The organism is Psychrobacter sp. UBA3962 (assembly GCF_002385225.1).
Taxonomy (GTDB): Bacteria; Pseudomonadota; Gammaproteobacteria; order Pseudomonadales; family Moraxellaceae; genus Psychrobacter.
Window position 1 is genome coordinate 29184 of sequence record NZ_DGDC01000038.1, and the last position, 16208, is coordinate 45391.

Genomic DNA, 16208 nt, shown 5'->3' on the forward strand with positions numbered 1-16208 from the left:
ATATGCTTACAGCCACAGACGCTATTACCACTTACATTGGGTGAGGTAATTTGAGATTATAGCTGTACGGCATTAAGGATGATGACTCAAAGGATTGAGTGGTTTAATTGGTTACAATGATGACTTCCGTTGTAAGGATAAGCTGCTATTAGATTAGCAAGTATGAGCAATATATCTAGGATGATATGGAGCCATATTGAAGTAGGGATGCACGACTGGGCTGTAAGAATTACAGTTACAGGGGTTAAAAGAAAGAGCAGGATGCTCGCTAGTATTAACTATTCAGGGATGGGGTGGTTAATATTATAGTCAGGATGACACAAAGCGAAAGCCGCATAACGTAAGTTATGCGGCTTTGTTCTTTTAGCAAACATTGAAGTTAATAAATATTGAAGTTAGCAAGCCTTTATTCTTTTTGAAACTTTAATACTTTTAAGACTGGCTAAGCGGCTAAGTCGTCTATTTATAATGAGTCGGCAAAGTCGCTTCAAGAATCAATCCTGAGATACCATCTTGACGGTTGTAAGCCACAAGCTCCCCTTGATGCACCAGGATAATGGCATGAGCAATGGCCAATCCTAAGCCATAACCATTATATTTCTTTTGAGGGGCCTGAGGTGGGTTTAAGCGCTCTCTAGAGGTGCTTAATCTGACAAAGGGTTGAAAAATACGCTCGAAATCCGCTTCCGCCACCCCAGTGCCTTCGTCAATAACTTGTATCCTTAGATAAGGCGTCTGATGCTCTGGATGAATAAAAGTGTCTAGGCTAACCTTGACACTTGATCCCGCTGCGGTGTGGGTAAAGGCATTACGAATAATGTTTTCAAAAGCACTGTGTAACTGCTGCGGGTCTCCCCTTAGCTTGTAGCTATCTTCAGCTGCAGAGTTTTGCGATTTTACGGGCTTTCCTTTATTCAGAAACAGCCACTGCCAATCAACTGCCTTATCTTGAAACTCAAAGCAAACATCTTGCTTAATTTCATCAATAAGTTCATATAAATCAATTTCTTGATAAGCCTCTATATCCAAAGTATTTTGGCGCATTTGCAGGGATTGAATTTGTATGATGTGCTCAATAAGCTCGTTCATACGTAGCGATTCTTTTTCAATCCGATCTAGATAATGCCCGGCTTCAGGGGCGAAGTCACGGGTAAGCTCTGTAGCCACATCTAGTCTGGCCAGGGGAGAGCGCAGCTCATGAGAGATATCACTAAGCATTTGTTTACGAGCCAGCTCACTATTGGCCAAGCGGGTAGACAGCTTGGAGACGTCCTTTGCTAATAGACCCAGCTCGTCATTGCCTAGATTTTTTAGCTCCTCTCCTGCGGTAAATCGGCCTTCACTCATTAGATGCACCGCTTTTTGTACCCGCTGGATACGGCCCGTTAAAGCTCGGCTTAACCAATAACAGACTAAGATACTAAACAGTAAAATCAGCGATACTCTTATTAAAGTATGATCTTTACGTAGGGACATCAGGTCGCGTAACAACAGTCTAGGTTGTAACTGTACGATATAAGTTTTTCCACTGCTAGAGATTACGGTGGTATCTTCTAATTCTGGATAGTTGGCAATGTCAGCATTGACTTGTTGCCAAGGTTGTTCACTGAAAGTTGAAAAGAAGCGCGAATATTGCTGTTCTGAATAGGGGTACTGCTGGGATTCGGTCTCATTTATGCGCGGTGCGGCATGCTGAAACTCAGAGCGGGTGGCGGGTCTATAGGGACCTCCACGGTTGGATTCAGAGCGAGAACGCCCAAACTTAGGGAGGACTTGCTCACCTTTGTCATCCACAATACGCATTTGTGATAATAACCATCGATTTTCACGATATAACTGCTTAACTGTCTGCAAATCATCATTGGTTAAGGCGGCGACAGTCTCTTGGCGGGCGATGAGTAAGCGCGCCACTTGCATCTGCATTCTATTATTGAGCTCTTTTGCATTGATCCAGCGCTCTATACCCACTGATAAGGCAGAGGTCAGCAGTAAAATAGCCAACATGCTAAGAAATAGCCGCCAGAATAAGTTAAGGGGCTGATAAAATCGATGTCGACGCGCTTTTTTTGCCGCAGTTTTATTCATAAAAGTAATACTCTATAACATCAGCTGGCACTATAAGACCAGCTGATAGCCTTTGCCGCGAACGGCCTTGATGGGGTCTTCATGGAAAGGCTGTAATTTTTTTCGTAGCCGAGAGACATGAACATCTAAGCTGCGATCAAGAGGTTGTAGTTCGCGTTGCAACACAGTTTGTGAGAGCCACTCTTTGCTCGCCACGTTGCCTTGCTGCTGTAGTAAGGCGACCAGCAAATCAAATTCGGTACCAGTAACTTGCAGATTTTCACCATCTACCTTACAAATTCGGTGTACTTGATCGAGCTCTAACCGCTCATGTGTTAGCGGAGCAAAATCGGAGCTTTGAGCCGTAGTGCGTTTAATAACGGCATTAATACGGGCCAATAGCTCACGGGGGTTGCAAGGTTTGGCGATATAATCATCTGCCCCCAGCTCTAAACCAATAATGCGATCAATCTCATCGCCTTTTGCAGTCAGCATGATGACAGGCGTTTGGGTTAAGGTGGGCAGTTGGCGTAGCACACTTAGCCCATCAATTTTGGGCATCATAATATCGAGCACAATTAAGTCATAAGTATGCATTCTAACTTTTTCCAAGACCTGCTCTCCATCATAGACACAGTCACACTTAATCCCATGGTTGGTTAAATATTCAGACAGTAAGTCTGAGAGTTCGGTGTCGTCATCGCCTAATAAAATATGTGTCATGAACAAGTCCTAAAAATTAAATAATTAATGGCCCCAAACGTAGAACTTTTGCCCATCAGTTTAAATAAAATCTTTGCAAATGATAAGGGTTAAGAATACTAACTAGGGCTGTTGCCACAAGCAAGTAAAGAAGTAGGCAAGCGTAGCAATTGTTACCTTTCTTAAACTTTCATCAAATTAAGTTACGTGCAACTGTTCTATCATAAGGCCATCAAGGAAAAGGCTACGCAAATAAAGGGTTGGGTATTGATAACTAAACCAGCTGCAAGCTCTGTTCCAGAAATCCAAATTAACAAATGACATTTAATTAGCCATTTAATCAGTAATGACATACATAAAGGGTAACTATTATGAAAAAATTAGTATTAAGTTCTGTACTAGCGGTATCGGGTAGCTTAGCAATGGTAGGCTGTACTCAGGCTAGTGCTGTATCGGAATCTCAAACCACCCCAACCACTAAGATGCAGCAAGCTAAGCAAGGCCAACATCATAAAGGTGGCCAACATATGGGCAAACGTGGTGGTGGTTATGAGAAACTTAATTTGACCGAAGAGCAAAAAGCTCAAATGAAAGCGTTGAGAGAGGCACAGAAACAAAAGCACCAGGCCAATCGTCAACAACATAAAGCTCAAATGCAGCAGCTGCATGCTCAGACTCAAGCCTTGATAAATAGCCCTACTTTAAATACCGCTAGCTTAAATAGCTTAGCAGAGCAACAAGCTGCTTTTTCGAAGCAAAGATTTATTGAACGCGTTCAAACTCAACATGCCATGGCGCAAATTCTGACTGATGAGCAAAAAGCTCAGTTAGAGAAAATGCGTGAAGAAAGAAAGGCTAAATTTAAAAGCAAAATGGCCAAAAGAGCCGATAATTCTAAGGCCTCTGCTCAGTAATTAAAGTATTAAAATCAAAGCCTATCTCTAAAAAAGACAATCTCTAAAAACTGTTTCTAAAAAAAGCGATCCTAGGATCGCTTTTTTTATGGAGTGTAAAAAGGTAGTTGAGCCTAGACCTAGTTAAGCTTCACGGGCCACGCTGGCTTGTAGTGCAGGTGGCAAGTCTAATAACTCTAGCTCTGAGTCTTCTAGGTGCTCAGGACGTGCCACAACCAAGGCCTCAAAGCCTGAATTGTCTTCAGTAGCAGTGGCATTCACCACCTGAATTTTATCCATGCTTTCCCCAGCCTGTGGCACCTCGCCCTGACCTTTAACCCGGTGTAAAAACGCTTTTGGTGAGGCCTTGAAATAGATACGAGCGATAACCTCTTGACCGATATAGCAGCCTTTATCATAGTCTACGCCGCCGCGCTGATGTAGTCTTAACTCTTGCGGCTGGAACTGACCTTGGGTAGCTTCCACAATCCAGTAATTACCTGTGGCAATACTTAAGGCTTGCCATTTATCAATATCACAATTATCTGCAGTTTGGCTAAAGGTGGCCTCTTCAGTATTGCTCTCTGAGCCTAACACACAGGGGTAGATATCAATAGGTTCGGAGGTAGTGATTTTTGAGAAGGCCCCATACTTTTTTATATGAGCTTGTAAGCTTGGTAAGCAGTCAGCGGCAATCACAATATCAAACTGGTCTTCAGATTGTTTTTTTACCCAAATACCAAACTCAATACGCCCTTTAAGATTGGCAATGGCGGCGGGCAGATAACTTAGCCCTATTTTATCTACGTTGACAGTAAGCTGGCTTTGCAAAAATTTTGCAGCCTCAGGGCCTTGCAAAGTGAATTGTTTAAAAGATAAGTTACTCACAATTGGAATCCTTTTTTAGTTGTTTTGATTAAGGTGTTGTAATAGATAGCGATAAAGGTTTCTCATATAGTGCCAGTTATTATAGAGGCTTAGCAATTAAGCTATGTAATTAGCTGTATACAAAAAGCTATTTTCATTTATGTTGGCAGGACTAGAGAATATCAAGCACAGGCTCGAGCAAAAAGTTGCGGTTTAGGCTACAATACTAAGCGATATCGATTCAATACTATATCTTAAATAATGGAAATGAGGATAAAATGAGCTTACCTAATTGCCCTAGTTGTGATTCTGATTTAACTTATGAAGATGGTGCCTTATTGATTTGTCCAATGTGTGCTCACGAATGGACAGCTGCTGAGGCAGACGGTACTGTGGCCACAGAAGAGTCTGATAATGTGATCCGTGATGCGGTTGGTAACGAGTTGCAGGATGGTGATGCTGTGACTGTGATTAGAGACCTAAAAGTAAAAGGCTCTTCTACACCGCTTAAAGTAGGTACCAAGGTGAAAAGTATTCGCTTAATCCATGACGCACCAGATGATCATGATATCGATTGTAAGATTGAGGGTTTTGGTCAAATGAAGCTAAAGTCTTCTGTGGTGAAAAAAGCCTAATGCGGTAGCCTTTAAAGTGATAAATGGGCTACTTTAATAGTGCTATTAAAAATAAAAAACCTCGCAATGAGCATTGCGAGGTTTTTTTGTTTCTGATAAAAGTGGATAGGCACAATATAAGCAGCGATATAAGCCATCATTGCTCTTAACAAGCCATGTTTTATTGTAGTAACTAGATTTTCTAGATTGAATTTAGCGGGGTAAAAAATGTCATAACTGCAAGTAGTAATTGGCTTACAGAGTATCCCATAACAATTTTAAGGGTTTAAATAACTAACGCATAAAACAATTCATAGGTAGCAATTTTGAGTAAATAAAGCCCTTCTTATTTGCTATAATAATTAAATAAATCTATCTAATTGTGATTAGATGGTTAACGATGAGGAGTGAGTATGTCAAAGAAAAGCAATAAGCCCGAAAAGATTAGTGATGACTATGTAACCAATAGTAAGAAGATCGAACAGTACGAAACGCAGAAGAAAAAAGACAGTTCACGAATCAAAACCAAAGCAGTGATCGATCAAGTTCTGCTAAAAGACCTAAATGAAGGAAACTTCGAGGGCATCGCTGATCACTTACAAGCTTTAATCCATGATGCATCGCCTGATGATCTTGAAAAGCTTAAAGACTTATTTGCCAAACATGCTTTAGCCAATACCGTTAAAACAGGCTTGAAAAAAGACGACGAGCTATCAAATAACTGGCGTGAAGGGGGCTACCCTTATAAGAATCGCTTATCGCGTAAAACTTATGAAAAACAAAAGTACCATCTGCAAGTAGAGTTGCTTAAGCTTCAAAAATGGGTTCGAGAAAATAATCAAAAAGTCGTTATTATTTTTGAAGGTCGTGATGCCGCTGGTAAAGGCGGATCTATCAAGCGTTTTATGGAGCATTTGAACCCCCGTAGTGCTCGAGTGGTCGCTCTAGAGAAGCCAACAGAGCGCGAAATGGGGCAGTGGTATTTCCAGCGCTACATTCAGCATCTACCTTCGGCCGGTGAAATGGTGCTATTTGACCGTTCTTGGTATAACCGTGCCGGTGTTGAGCGAGTCATGGGTTTCTGTACTGAAGAGGAATACGCCACCTTCATGCGTCAAACTCCTGAGTTTGAAAAACATTTAATTGATTCAGGCATCCATTTGGTTAAGTTTTGGTTCTCGGTAAGCCGTGATGAGCAGCGTCGCCGCTTTAAGCAACGTGAAGCGCATCCCTTAAAACAGTGGAAATTATCGCCAATTGATTTGGCCTCACTGGACAAATGGGACGAATACACCTTGGCAAAAGAAGCCATGTTCTATAACACAGATACCGCCGAGTCGCCTTGGATTGTGATTAAGTCAGATTGTAAAAAGCGTGCTCGTTTGAATGCCATGCGTTATGTGCTAAACAAACTTCCGTATGAAGGCAAAGACCAAAAACAAGTGGGTAATGTAGATCCATTAATTGTTGGTCGAGCCGGTGCTCTATATGAGCTAGGTGAAAAATCAGACTTGACCATCTAATTGGTCAGATTTGATCCTCTAGTTAATAAATAAGGAGCAATCATGTGATTGCTCCTTATTTTTTTAAGTCATTTAGTATTTAAGGTTATTGAGTAACTGGAATGTTAATTACAAGATAGACCTTAAGCTAGGCACTTATTTTGCCCATTTTAATCAACCTAGAAGTAATAGAGCCTTTGGTACGTTGATGACGCTCCGCTAGAATATCCACGCTATCACCATTATCGAACCCTTGATTAAGACTTTCTTCTTCCTCTGTTTTCCAAGGCTTACCTGCATTGTCCGGTAACTGTGCTTGGCGCTCAATCCATCTGATACGGGCTTGAAGGGCAGGAATAGCCGCTTGCAAAGCCCGTTGAACATCATCATTTAAACAAAGGCTGTTAGGCGCTAGTGGCTCATCAGACAGAGGGTTTATACCTTCACTGAGCTTTTCAATAATACGAAAAGCTTCAAAAGTATGCATAGGAGCGACTACTACTTCAGGTTGGGCCGGTGATTCTACTGCTGTTTTTTTATCATCCATGAGGGATAAAAATTCCTTTTGATAGAAAGTGTATTTAGTTTGGTTATTTTTATGCTGATGGTTAAAATAACTAAACTAAATTAACATAAAAACTAATCAATAAGAACATTTTCTTTTAAGGTTAATACTTCACACTCACCCATATCCCACTCATGGTGGCTAACAATGATTAGTAGCCCTTGCTTTTGGTGCTCGCGTACACTGTTCCAAACTCGTTCACGGGTCACAGTATCTAGTCCAGCAAATGGCTCATCAAGCAGTAAAACTTTGCGCGGCTTTAAGAGCAGTCTGGCTAGAGCAACTCGTCTGGCCTGACCCCCAGAGATGGCTGCCCCATATTCGCCTAGAGCAGTTTGTAATCCTTGTGGTTGTGCTTGTAGCCAAGGCAGTAGACCTACTTTATCCAAAGCTGATAGTAGCTCCTCTTCAGTGGCATCAGGTTTGCCCAGGCGAAGGTTAGCGGCTAATGTCTGATCAAAAATATCCAGTTGTTGCCCTAGATAACCTAGCTGATCTTGCCAGTCATAAGCAAACCAGTTTTGCTCATTGAGTGTTATTTCACCTGATTGCACTGGCAATTCACCGGCCAAAGCTTGTAGCAGGGTAGATTTACCACAGCCGGAAGGGCCTTTGATAATCAAGGGCATACCAGATTGGACGCTGACACTGACTTCTTTGGCACCTACCAAAGCGCCTGGAATCTTTGCAGAAACATTGCACAGCTCAGCGTGCATTTGGCCTGTTGTTAACGTTAATCCCTTTTCAATATCTGTAGCAGTTATATTAAGCTCTGGTTGATTGGTTGCAGGGTGTAGTAGCGCATTAAGTCTGTCTTTGGCAGAGATGCTATTACCCATGGCTAAATAGTGTTGACCTAGTGGCACAATAATCTCTTGAATACCCAGTAATCCTAAAGTTACTGCCAGTGCTAACGGCACATTAATGTCGGTGGCTAACGCAGTAGAGGAATTAGTTAACTGATATATCGAAAACAATACCACTAATACTGCGGCATAACAGAACCACTGAATAAGCAGCATATAGCTAGAGCGGTGTTTCTGTGCCTTCCATTCTAAGGCCTGTAGCTTATCGTCTTGGGCAGTATAATCCTTAGTTTGTGTTTGCCATTGTTGCCAAAGTAGCAGCTGAGTAATGATTGCCAGTGGCGCCAATAACTTCTGGCGTCTAGACTCTGCAACTTGTGATAAATGCTTGGCGCTTTGGATGCCTTTAAGGCTAGCGATGAAAGGCAGTAGTAAAGCGGATAATAGCAATAGATAAATCACAATCTTACTGGTTGAACTCAGTGGCAGAGCCCAACCAATGAATGCAGCCAACAATAGCATGGACACACTACCGATGAGCCAAGGGGAGATGACCCTGAGAATAAACTCATCTAACTTATCAATATCACTCACTAAGCGGTGCATATACTGGGAAGCATGTAGTGTGTTGCGCTGCTGCACTAAGGGGAGCGCTGCTAATCGATTAAAGAAGCGTAAGCGCAACGTTTTTAACAAGTCAAATACCGCATTGTGCGATACCATCAGCTCTCCATAGCGTCCAGCTGTTCTTGCCATGGCAAGCATTCGAATAATGCCGGCGGGTAACATATAGTTAAAGCTGTGCGAGCCCACCGCAATCATCCCTGCCAAAGCAGCGCCGGTAATGAACCAGCCGGAGATCATCAATAGCGCAATCATAGAAAGGGCTGTGACCAATCCTAAGATCCAAGATATTACCCACAGATCAAAGGAGGGCTTAAACATATCACGCAGACGAAATACGGGAGCGTTGGTCGTCAATGAAGACTGCTGATTTGAGCTTGTGTCGGATTTGGCTAAGACTTGTTTAGTCATGATCTTCTCCCTTTACCGTTACTGCTGCAGGTAGTGATAGCCTAATGACATCATCTAACCAATCAAGTTGCTGGTGGGCATGAGTAATCCAAATCACCGTTTTACCTTTACTAACCCGCTGCAGTAGCTGATGGATTCTATCTGCAGTATCTGGATCAAGGTGCTCTGTAGGCTCATCGAGCAGCCATAAACTGTCTTGTCTAAGCAGTAATTGAGCAATTCCCAAACGCTGCTGTTGCCCGCCAGACAGCCCTTGTCCTCTATCTCCAAGCTGGGTATGGAGTCCTTGGGGCAAGCGTTTAATCAGTGACCACAGCTCAACTTCTTCTAGCGCTTCGATCAACTGTTGATCACTGGCCTCTGGATTGGCAAGTCGTAAGTTTTGAGCAATGGTTAATGGCATCAAGGCCACTTGCTGTGCCAGATAGCCAATATGTTGTCTTAATTGCGGTGCAGGCACTTGTTTAATATCAATGTTTTGCCCATTGGCAAAGCTAATCTCAATCTTACCTTGATAATCAACAAAGCCCATAATGGCCTGCAATAGGCTAGATTTCCCACTGCCACTGTCACCTACTAAAGCCACCCGCTGTGCTGGCTGGAGCGTAAAGCTAATCGGAGCCAAGCGGGTACGATAAGTTTGTGCCTTTAAGTCAGGGCACTCAGAATCATTTTCACTGTCTGAATCAGTAATGGCAGTGCGAATGCTCAATTGGTTAATGTTTAATCCAAAAGCTTGCGATAAATCCACAGGACTTGAGCTGTTGGTAGTCATAGGCACGGTGTCTAAGGCATTATCAGTGCTTGATTGGGCTGCTGAAATAATAGGTAACAGGCTTTGAACAGCCCCTTCAGCTTCCGCCTTGGCATGATAGTCTGCTCCCAATTGACGAAGGGGGACGTAAAACTCAGGGGCCAAAAGTAAGATGAATAGCGCCCCAAAATAACCCACCGGGACATGCCCTTTGTCCCACGGCAAAATTCCCATTAGACCAAAGCCCAGATAAACGGCCACTAGAGCAATACTTAGGGCAGCCAAAAATTCCAACACAGCACCATTTAAAAAAGCAATTTTTAACACATCCATAGTGCGGCGGCGGTAATCTTCGCTGCTAATGGCTAAATCTTGCTCGGCAATGGAGGTAGCTTGTAAACGTTTTAGCGTTGGCATACCACGAATCCAATCTAAAAAACGGCCACTTAATTGAGACAAGGCGCCAAATTGGGCAGCACTTTTTTTGGCAGTGAGGTGACCGATTAGAATCATAAATATCGGTACCAGGGGCGCAGTCATGAGTAGTAGAGCTGCGGCAAACTTGCTTTGCCAAGCCACAGCGATCAACAAGATAAGCGGGGTGGTCACAGTGACGTTCTTTTGGACACTAAAACGGCTAATGAAGCCATCTAAAGCATCGGTCTGATCAATAATCTGACTGGAGATACTGCCATCGCTGCCAAAGTGGCGCAAGTTAGGGCCTAAGTGAGCCATGGTGGTTAATAATGACTGCCTTAGATCTGTTCGGACTTGTAAGCTGGCACGAGTGCTTAATAACTCCCGTCCCATATTTAATAAAGGGCGCAGTATAAAACAAGCCGCCAACGCACCGAACCACATTAAGTTAACCCCAGTGGATAAAGGTACCTTATCAAAATAATTGGTCAACCATAAGCTAAATATATTAGCAATAAGCCAAGCTTGCGCTACAAATAGCAGGGTACTAAGGATTGTGAGTAGCCACGCAAGATTTAAAGGGCGGCGCACGGTATTTACCAGCTGTTTTAAAAAGCTTTTTTCGGCAGTTGAAAGGGTGGCCATAGTAGTTTCTGTCTTAAAAAAAAGAGAAAATTATGAGAGGCAAAAGTTAAAAAATGGTGCAACAATAAGAGTATACTTTAATAAGCATTCTAAGCTTACTGCTTTGAAAAGCCAATGTATGTTAATGTATCTAACTAATGTGCTAGCAAAGATTAGTCGCTGTTTACTTACTTATAAAGGTAAGTAAACAAGGCGAGTAAAAGTTACATTAGTGAGGACTGTGAAAGAAAGTTAAAGGATACCTGGAACAAATATTGATATTTAGGTAATATACGCAGAATAAATCCATAAATTAATAATGGGTATTTTTAAATACCTATTTGGTATTATATTTCTAATATTTTATTAAATTGTAGATTATAATATAGGCAGTTAAGTTTTCTGAGTAAACGTTTATTAGCAGTGTTGTTTTAAGTAGTTGCTTTTTAGAGTTGTTCAACGACACCTTAGGGATTCAATAGTCATTCGTTTTCGATAGGGCTTAAGTATTTTGCAGGTGTTGAAACTTATCGGTAATGCAGGATTGTTCACTCAGTTGGTTTAATGGTGTAAAGGGAGTGGGTGCATTAGGGCAAGCAAGCAAGGATGTGAGCGATAAACGCCTTAAGTTATGCAAATCAAATGACAGTGTGAATTAATCCTTCTTTTTAGGAGGTTTAGTATGATTACTGAACATCTAGTTGATATATCCCGCTTGCAGTTTGCGGTGACAGCGCTTTACCACTTTCTATTCGTCCCATTAACTTTGGGAATGGTATGGATTCTAGTCATTATGGAATCCGTTTATGTCACGACCGGTAATCAAATCTGGAAGGACATGACCAAATACTGGGGCAAGCTATTTGGTATTAACTTTGCTCTAGGGGTAACCACAGGGATTACCATGGAGTTCCAGTTTGGTACCAACTGGGCTTATTACTCACACTATGTGGGTGATATTTTTGGTGCCCCGTTAGCCATTGAAGGTCTAATGGCTTTCTTCTTAGAATCCACCATGGTGGGTCTATTCTTCTTTGGTTGGGACAGACTGTCTCGTGCTCAGCACCTTATCGTTACCATACTAATGGCGCTGGGAACCAACCTTTCTGCACTATGGATTTTGATTGCTAACGGTTGGATGCAAAGTCCTGTTGGGGCTTCGTTTAGCTACGAAACCATGCGTATGGAAATGGACAGCTTTGCTACCATCTTACTTAACCCAGATGCCCAAAACAAATTTGTGCACACAGTTTCAGCTGGCTATGTCACAGCGGCTGTCTTCGTTTTAGCCATTTCAGCACTATATCTATTGCGTAAACGCGATGTGCCTTTTGCTAAACGTAGCTTTCAGGTAGCCTCAGCCTTTGGTTTAGCCTCAATCTTGAGTGTTATTGTCCTAGGGGATGAGTCAGGCTACTCGATTGGTGCCGCTCAGCAAACTAAGATGGCAACCATTGAAGCCATGTGGCATACCGAGCCAGCGCCTGCTTCGTTCAACCTAATTGCTGGTATCAACGAAAAAGAGCAGAAAAACGATTGGCAAATCCAAATTCCTTATGCCATGGGTATTATTGGTACCCGTTCTCTTGATAAGGAGATCCCCGGTATTCATGAGATTAAAGAGGTTAACCGAGAACGTATTATCAATGGTATTGAGGCGGTTAGCTTACTAGAGCAACTGCGTGAAACCCCAGAAGATAATGCCTTGGTAAGTCAATTCGATGAGGTTAAAGAGGATTTAGGCTTTGGTTTATTGCTAAAAAAATATACTGAAGATGTGTCACAAGCTACGCCAGAGATGATTCAAAAGGCAGTGGATGACACCATTCCTGCGGTAACTCCTATGTTCTGGTCTTTCCGTGGCATGGTCGGTCTTGGTTTCTTGATGCTAGCCCTGTTTGCGGCTGCTATGTGGCATACCGTTAAAGGTAACTTTGCTGAGAAAACTTGGCTATTAAAGTGGGCTGTAATCATGTTGCCTGCCCCTTGGATTGCCATCGAACTGGGTTGGTTTGTGGCAGAATATGGTCGTCAACCTTGGACCATTTACGGGGTTCTACCTACCCACTTATCAGTGACTAACTTTAGTGTCGCCAACGTCTATGGCTCATTAGCAGGTTTTGTCGGCTTCTATACGATCTTATTGATTATTGAAGTCTATCTGATGGTGAAATATGTCAAGTTAGGTCCAGCGAGCTTAGGTACCGGCCGTTATGATGGTGAGACTCCACGTAATGTGACGCCAGTGCATAGCAATAAGGAGGTCAACGATGTTATTTGATTATGAAACGCTAAAAATAATCTGGTGGCTTCTAGTAGGGGCGTTACTTATTGGTTTTGCTATCATGGATGGGCATGACATGGGGGTATGTACCCTGTTGCCCTTCGTTGGTAAAAATGATGATGAGCGCCGTGTGATAGTAAACACAGTTGGCCCACACTGGGAAGGTAACCAAGTTTGGTTCATTACCGCAGGGGGTGCCTTGTTTGCTGCGTGGCCAATGGTATATGCCTTAGCCTTTAGTGGTTTTTATTGGGCGATGATGGCGGTACTTTGGGCGTTATTCTTCCGTCCAGTAGGTTTTAAATACCGCAGTATGGTCAAAGATCAAAGATGGCGTAACGCTTGGGACTGGGGCTTATTCGTTGGCTCATTTGTTCCTGCAGTAGTCTTCGGTGTGGCATTTGGCAACCTATTCTTAGGGGTGCCATTTAGCTTTGATAATATGATGCGCTCTACCTATACCGGAAGTTTCTGGAACTTATTGAACCCTTTCTCAATCCTTTGTGGTTTGGTCAGTGCAACCATGCTAATCATGCAGGGTGGGGCATTCTTAGCTCACCGCACTGAAGGTGATATTCAAGCACGTACTACTAAATATACTATGATTTCAGCGGTCGCTATGGTAGTCCTGTTCGTGGCGGCAGGGGTTTGGATTCAGTCTATTGATGGATATGCTATTGTGTCGCAGATTGATCCTACCGCGGTAGCCAATCCATTGACTAAAGAAGTGGTAGTGCAGCCAGGTGCTTGGATGACAAATTTCGCTAAGTATCCCTGGGCGTGGGCTTTCCCAGCCTTAGGTATTATTATGCCATTAATCACAGCGGCCCTATTGAAGGCAGGTAAGACATTGACAGCCTTTGTGACGTCAAGTTTTGCTATTATTGGGGTGATTATGACGGCTGGTATTTCGTTGTTTCCTTTCATCATGCCATCATCAACCTACCCAAATGTTAGCTTAACTATTTGGGACAGCGTATCAAGTCACTTCACATTAATGGTGATGCTATATGTCGTGGTGCTGCTACTTCCGATTGTAGTATTCTATACTAGCTGGGCTTATAGCGTGATGCGTGGTAAGGTGACTGTGGCCTATATTCGTGAAAACGATCACACCTCGTATTAAGCTATTTAGTTATCTAGGAGAAAGTTATGTGGTATTTTGCATGGATATTAGGTCTTGGGTTTGCCGTACTCTTGGCAATCGTCAACGCCATTTGGTTAGAGCACGAACAAGGTCGTCTAGACTCGTATGATGCTCAGCGCAAAAAGATTGACCCTCACTTAGAGAAGACTCCTAAGTAAGGGGGGTTAGGTGAATAACAGACTTCGGTCGTTATTGATCTATACTTATTAAGCGATAATAGTAGGATAATGATACAAAGTGGGCTCATAAGAGCCCACTTTTTTTTGGTAAGATAGTGGCGTTATTGTAGCAACTGCTGCCTCATATTTGGTTATGAGGCCCAAACCTTGTAATATTGTGGCAGTGATGCGGGGTGAATTGGACTTTAGACCTTGAATATAGCCACTGCTAACACAATTCTTATAATTATTATGCTTAAAGTCAGTCCCCTCAAAATCATCTTTCTTATAATCAAAAGACCTCATCAAGGTCTTTATCATCTGTAAAGTAGAGTTATTACTATGAGTACTAAAAACGAACAACTATTCCTACAAGCTAAAAAGCACATTCCAGGGGGTGTTAACTCACCCGTTCGTGCCTTCGCTGGTGTGGGCGGTACCCCAGTATTTATGCATAAAGCCGCGGGCAGTAAAATTTATGATACCGAAGACAACGAGTACATTGATTACGTTGGCTCATGGGGTCCTATGATCTTAGGGCATGCGCATCCAAAAGTAATTGATGCAGTAAAAGCGGCCGCCGATGATGGCTTAAGCTTTGGTACCCCAACCACTTTTGAGACCTCAGTAGCAGATACTATTTGCGATATCGTACCAAGTGTTGAGATGATTCGTATGACCAGCTCAGGTACGGAGGCCACGATGAGTGCCATTCGTCTGGCCCGTGGTTATACAGGTCGAGATAAGATTGTTAAGTTTGAAGGTTGCTATCATGGTCACTCAGACAGCCTGTTAGTAAAAGCAGGTTCGGGTATGCTAGATATCGGTGAGCCAACCTCACAAGGCGTACCTGCCGACTTTGCCAAGCATACCATCACCTTGCCGTACAATGACCCACAAGCGGTAAAAGACTGTTTTGAGAAATGGGGTGATGAGATTGCCTGTGTGATCGTAGAGCCTATTGCTGGCAATATGAACATGGTTATCCCAACCCAAGAATTCCATAATACCTTACGCGAACAGTGTACCCAAGGCGGTGCGGTATTGATTTTTGACGAAGTAATGACTGGCTTTCGTGTGGGTTTAAAAGGCGCACAAGGTCACTTTGGTATTGAACCAGACTTAACTTGCTTTGGTAAAATTATCGGGGCAGGCCTGCCAGTAGGTGCCTTTGGTGGTAAACGTGAAATCATGGAATGCATCGCACCTATGGGCGGCGTGTATCAGGCAGGGACATTATCAGGTAACCCACTGGCCATGCGTGCCGGTATCGCCATGTTTGAAGACTTAACCCAAGAAGGCTTTTACGAGGGTGTGGCTGACAAGGTAACTTACCTGGTTGACGGTATTCAAGCCGCAGCTGAGAAACAGGGTATTAAGCTACGTTCAACTAAACTGGGCGGTATGTTTGGGCTGTTCTTCGTTAAAGAAGAAGCGACTGGTGTACCCCAAAACTTCGATGAAGTGACCGCTTGTGATATGGATAAGTTCAATACTTTCTTCCATGGTATGCTGGAGCGTGGTATCTACTTAGCGCCTTCTGCCTATGAAGTGGGCTTTATGTCGTCTAAACATTCTACAGAGGACTTGGATGCCACTATTAAAGCGGCTGAAGAAGTCTTCGCTGAGATGGCGGCGGCATAATACACCGTGAACTGCTATTGATAAAGGTTAGTGCTTTACTTTGACTGCTAACCTCAATAACTTTGGCCTTTTTTGTTATTATTCGTTGTGATAAATTATTTTATGGCGAATAGGACAAAAAGGCCTTTTTAG

General features: G+C 42.9%; 13 protein-coding genes. 7 read left to right on the top strand and 6 right to left on the bottom strand.

Translation table 11 applies throughout. The features are described from left to right. Nucleotides 1-459: 459 nt before the first annotated feature. Both B3S92_RS09100 and B3S92_RS09105 read right to left on the bottom strand, forming a co-directional pair. A complete protein-coding gene (locus B3S92_RS09100) occupies nt 460-2085 on the bottom strand; it encodes a sensor histidine kinase (protein ID WP_296205174.1) in 1626 nt (541 codons plus the stop codon). A gap of 30 nt (nt 2086-2115) precedes the next feature. Further along, a complete protein-coding gene (locus B3S92_RS09105) occupies nt 2116-2787 on the bottom strand; it encodes a response regulator transcription factor (protein WP_296205176.1) in 672 nt (223 codons plus the stop codon). Between the two features lie 350 nt (nt 2788-3137). Here B3S92_RS09105 and B3S92_RS09110 point away from each other — a divergent pair, with 350 nt between their 5' ends. Beyond that, complete coding sequence (locus B3S92_RS09110) at nt 3138-3680, top strand: Spy/CpxP family protein refolding chaperone (protein WP_296205179.1); 543 nt, start codon at nt 3138-3140, stop codon at nt 3678-3680. A gap of 123 nt (nt 3681-3803) precedes the next feature. Here the strand turns inward: B3S92_RS09110 and B3S92_RS09115 are convergent, their stop codons facing one another. Then, entirely contained in the window at nt 3804-4547 is a 744-nt protein-coding gene (locus B3S92_RS09115) for a YgfZ/GcvT domain-containing protein (protein ID WP_296205183.1), read from the bottom strand. Between the two features lie 257 nt (nt 4548-4804). Here B3S92_RS09115 and B3S92_RS09120 point away from each other — a divergent pair, with 257 nt between their 5' ends. Beyond that, a complete protein-coding gene (locus B3S92_RS09120) occupies nt 4805-5161 on the top strand; it encodes a zinc ribbon domain-containing protein YjdM (RefSeq protein ID WP_296205186.1) in 357 nt (118 codons plus the stop codon). A 392-nt stretch (nt 5162-5553) separates the two neighbouring features. Continuing rightward, nucleotides 5554-6663 (top strand): polyphosphate kinase 2, encoded by a 1110-nt coding sequence (ppk2, locus tag B3S92_RS09125; RefSeq protein WP_296205187.1) that lies wholly within the window; start codon nt 5554-5556, stop codon nt 6661-6663. Between the two features lie 127 nt (nt 6664-6790). Here the strand turns inward: ppk2 and B3S92_RS09130 are convergent, their stop codons facing one another. From B3S92_RS09130 to cydD, 3 genes are all read right to left on the bottom strand, one after another. Beyond that, nucleotides 6791-7189 carry a hypothetical protein gene (locus B3S92_RS09130; protein WP_296205189.1) on the bottom strand — a complete coding sequence of 133 codons (399 nt, stop codon included), beginning with the start codon at nt 7187-7189 and terminating at the stop codon, nt 6791-6793. Between the two features lie 92 nt (nt 7190-7281). Continuing rightward, a complete protein-coding gene (locus B3S92_RS09135) occupies nt 7282-9048 on the bottom strand; it encodes an amino acid ABC transporter ATP-binding/permease protein (RefSeq protein WP_296205191.1) in 1767 nt (588 codons plus the stop codon). Then, the gene (gene cydD / locus B3S92_RS09140) at nt 9041-10864 is read right to left on the bottom strand and encodes a thiol reductant ABC exporter subunit CydD (protein ID WP_296205194.1); all 1824 of its coding nucleotides are present in this window, start codon (nt 10862-10864) and stop codon (nt 9041-9043) included. The genes B3S92_RS09135 and cydD overlap by 8 nt, the downstream gene beginning before the upstream one ends. Before the next feature lie 661 nt (nt 10865-11525). Here cydD and B3S92_RS09145 point away from each other — a divergent pair. The 4 genes from B3S92_RS09145 to hemL all read left to right on the top strand — a co-directional run bounded on the left by B3S92_RS09145 (nt 11526) and on the right by hemL (nt 16076). Beyond that, complete coding sequence (locus B3S92_RS09145) at nt 11526-13124, top strand: cytochrome ubiquinol oxidase subunit I (protein ID WP_296205197.1); 1599 nt, start codon at nt 11526-11528, stop codon at nt 13122-13124. Then, nucleotides 13114-14253, top strand: coding sequence for a cytochrome d ubiquinol oxidase subunit II (cydB, locus tag B3S92_RS09150; protein ID WP_077450390.1), 1140 nt, complete (start codon nt 13114-13116; stop codon nt 14251-14253). Before B3S92_RS09145 ends, cydB begins: the two co-directional genes overlap by 11 nt. 26 nt (nt 14254-14279) lie before the next feature. Then, nucleotides 14280-14432 (top strand): cytochrome bd-I oxidase subunit CydX, encoded by a 153-nt coding sequence (cydX, locus tag B3S92_RS09155; protein WP_028859135.1) that lies wholly within the window; start codon nt 14280-14282, stop codon nt 14430-14432. A 342-nt stretch (nt 14433-14774) separates the two neighbouring features. Continuing rightward, nucleotides 14775-16076 (top strand): glutamate-1-semialdehyde 2,1-aminomutase, encoded by a 1302-nt coding sequence (gene hemL / locus B3S92_RS09160; protein ID WP_296205202.1) that lies wholly within the window; start codon nt 14775-14777, stop codon nt 16074-16076. The last annotated feature ends 132 nt before the right edge of the window (nt 16077-16208 follow it).

Excerpts from the sequence above, each read along its gene's own strand:
- B3S92_RS09105 (WP_296205176.1), bottom strand. The coding sequence starts at position 2,787 with ATGACACATATTTTATTAGGCGATGACGACACCGAACTCTCAGACTTA.
- ppk2 (WP_296205187.1), top strand. The coding sequence starts at position 5,554 with ATGTCAAAGAAAAGCAATAAGCCCGAAAAGATTAGTGATGACTATGTA.
- B3S92_RS09145 (WP_296205197.1), top strand. The coding sequence starts at position 11,526 with ATGATTACTGAACATCTAGTTGATATATCCCGCTTGCAGTTTGCGGTG.
- B3S92_RS09135 (WP_296205191.1), bottom strand. The coding sequence starts at position 9,048 with ATGACTAAACAAGTCTTAGCCAAATCCGACACAAGCTCAAATCAGCAG.
- B3S92_RS09120 (WP_296205186.1), top strand. The coding sequence starts at position 4,805 with ATGAGCTTACCTAATTGCCCTAGTTGTGATTCTGATTTAACTTATGAA.
- B3S92_RS09100 (WP_296205174.1), bottom strand. The coding sequence starts at position 2,085 with ATGAATAAAACTGCGGCAAAAAAAGCGCGTCGACATCGATTTTATCAG.
- B3S92_RS09110 (WP_296205179.1), top strand. The coding sequence starts at position 3,138 with ATGAAAAAATTAGTATTAAGTTCTGTACTAGCGGTATCGGGTAGCTTA.
- cydB (WP_077450390.1), top strand. The coding sequence starts at position 13,114 with ATGTTATTTGATTATGAAACGCTAAAAATAATCTGGTGGCTTCTAGTA.
- hemL (WP_296205202.1), top strand. The coding sequence starts at position 14,775 with ATGAGTACTAAAAACGAACAACTATTCCTACAAGCTAAAAAGCACATT.
- B3S92_RS09130 (WP_296205189.1), bottom strand. The coding sequence starts at position 7,189 with ATGGATGATAAAAAAACAGCAGTAGAATCACCGGCCCAACCTGAAGTA.
- cydX (WP_028859135.1), top strand. The coding sequence starts at position 14,280 with ATGTGGTATTTTGCATGGATATTAGGTCTTGGGTTTGCCGTACTCTTG.
- cydD (WP_296205194.1), bottom strand. The coding sequence starts at position 10,864 with ATGGCCACCCTTTCAACTGCCGAAAAAAGCTTTTTAAAACAGCTGGTA.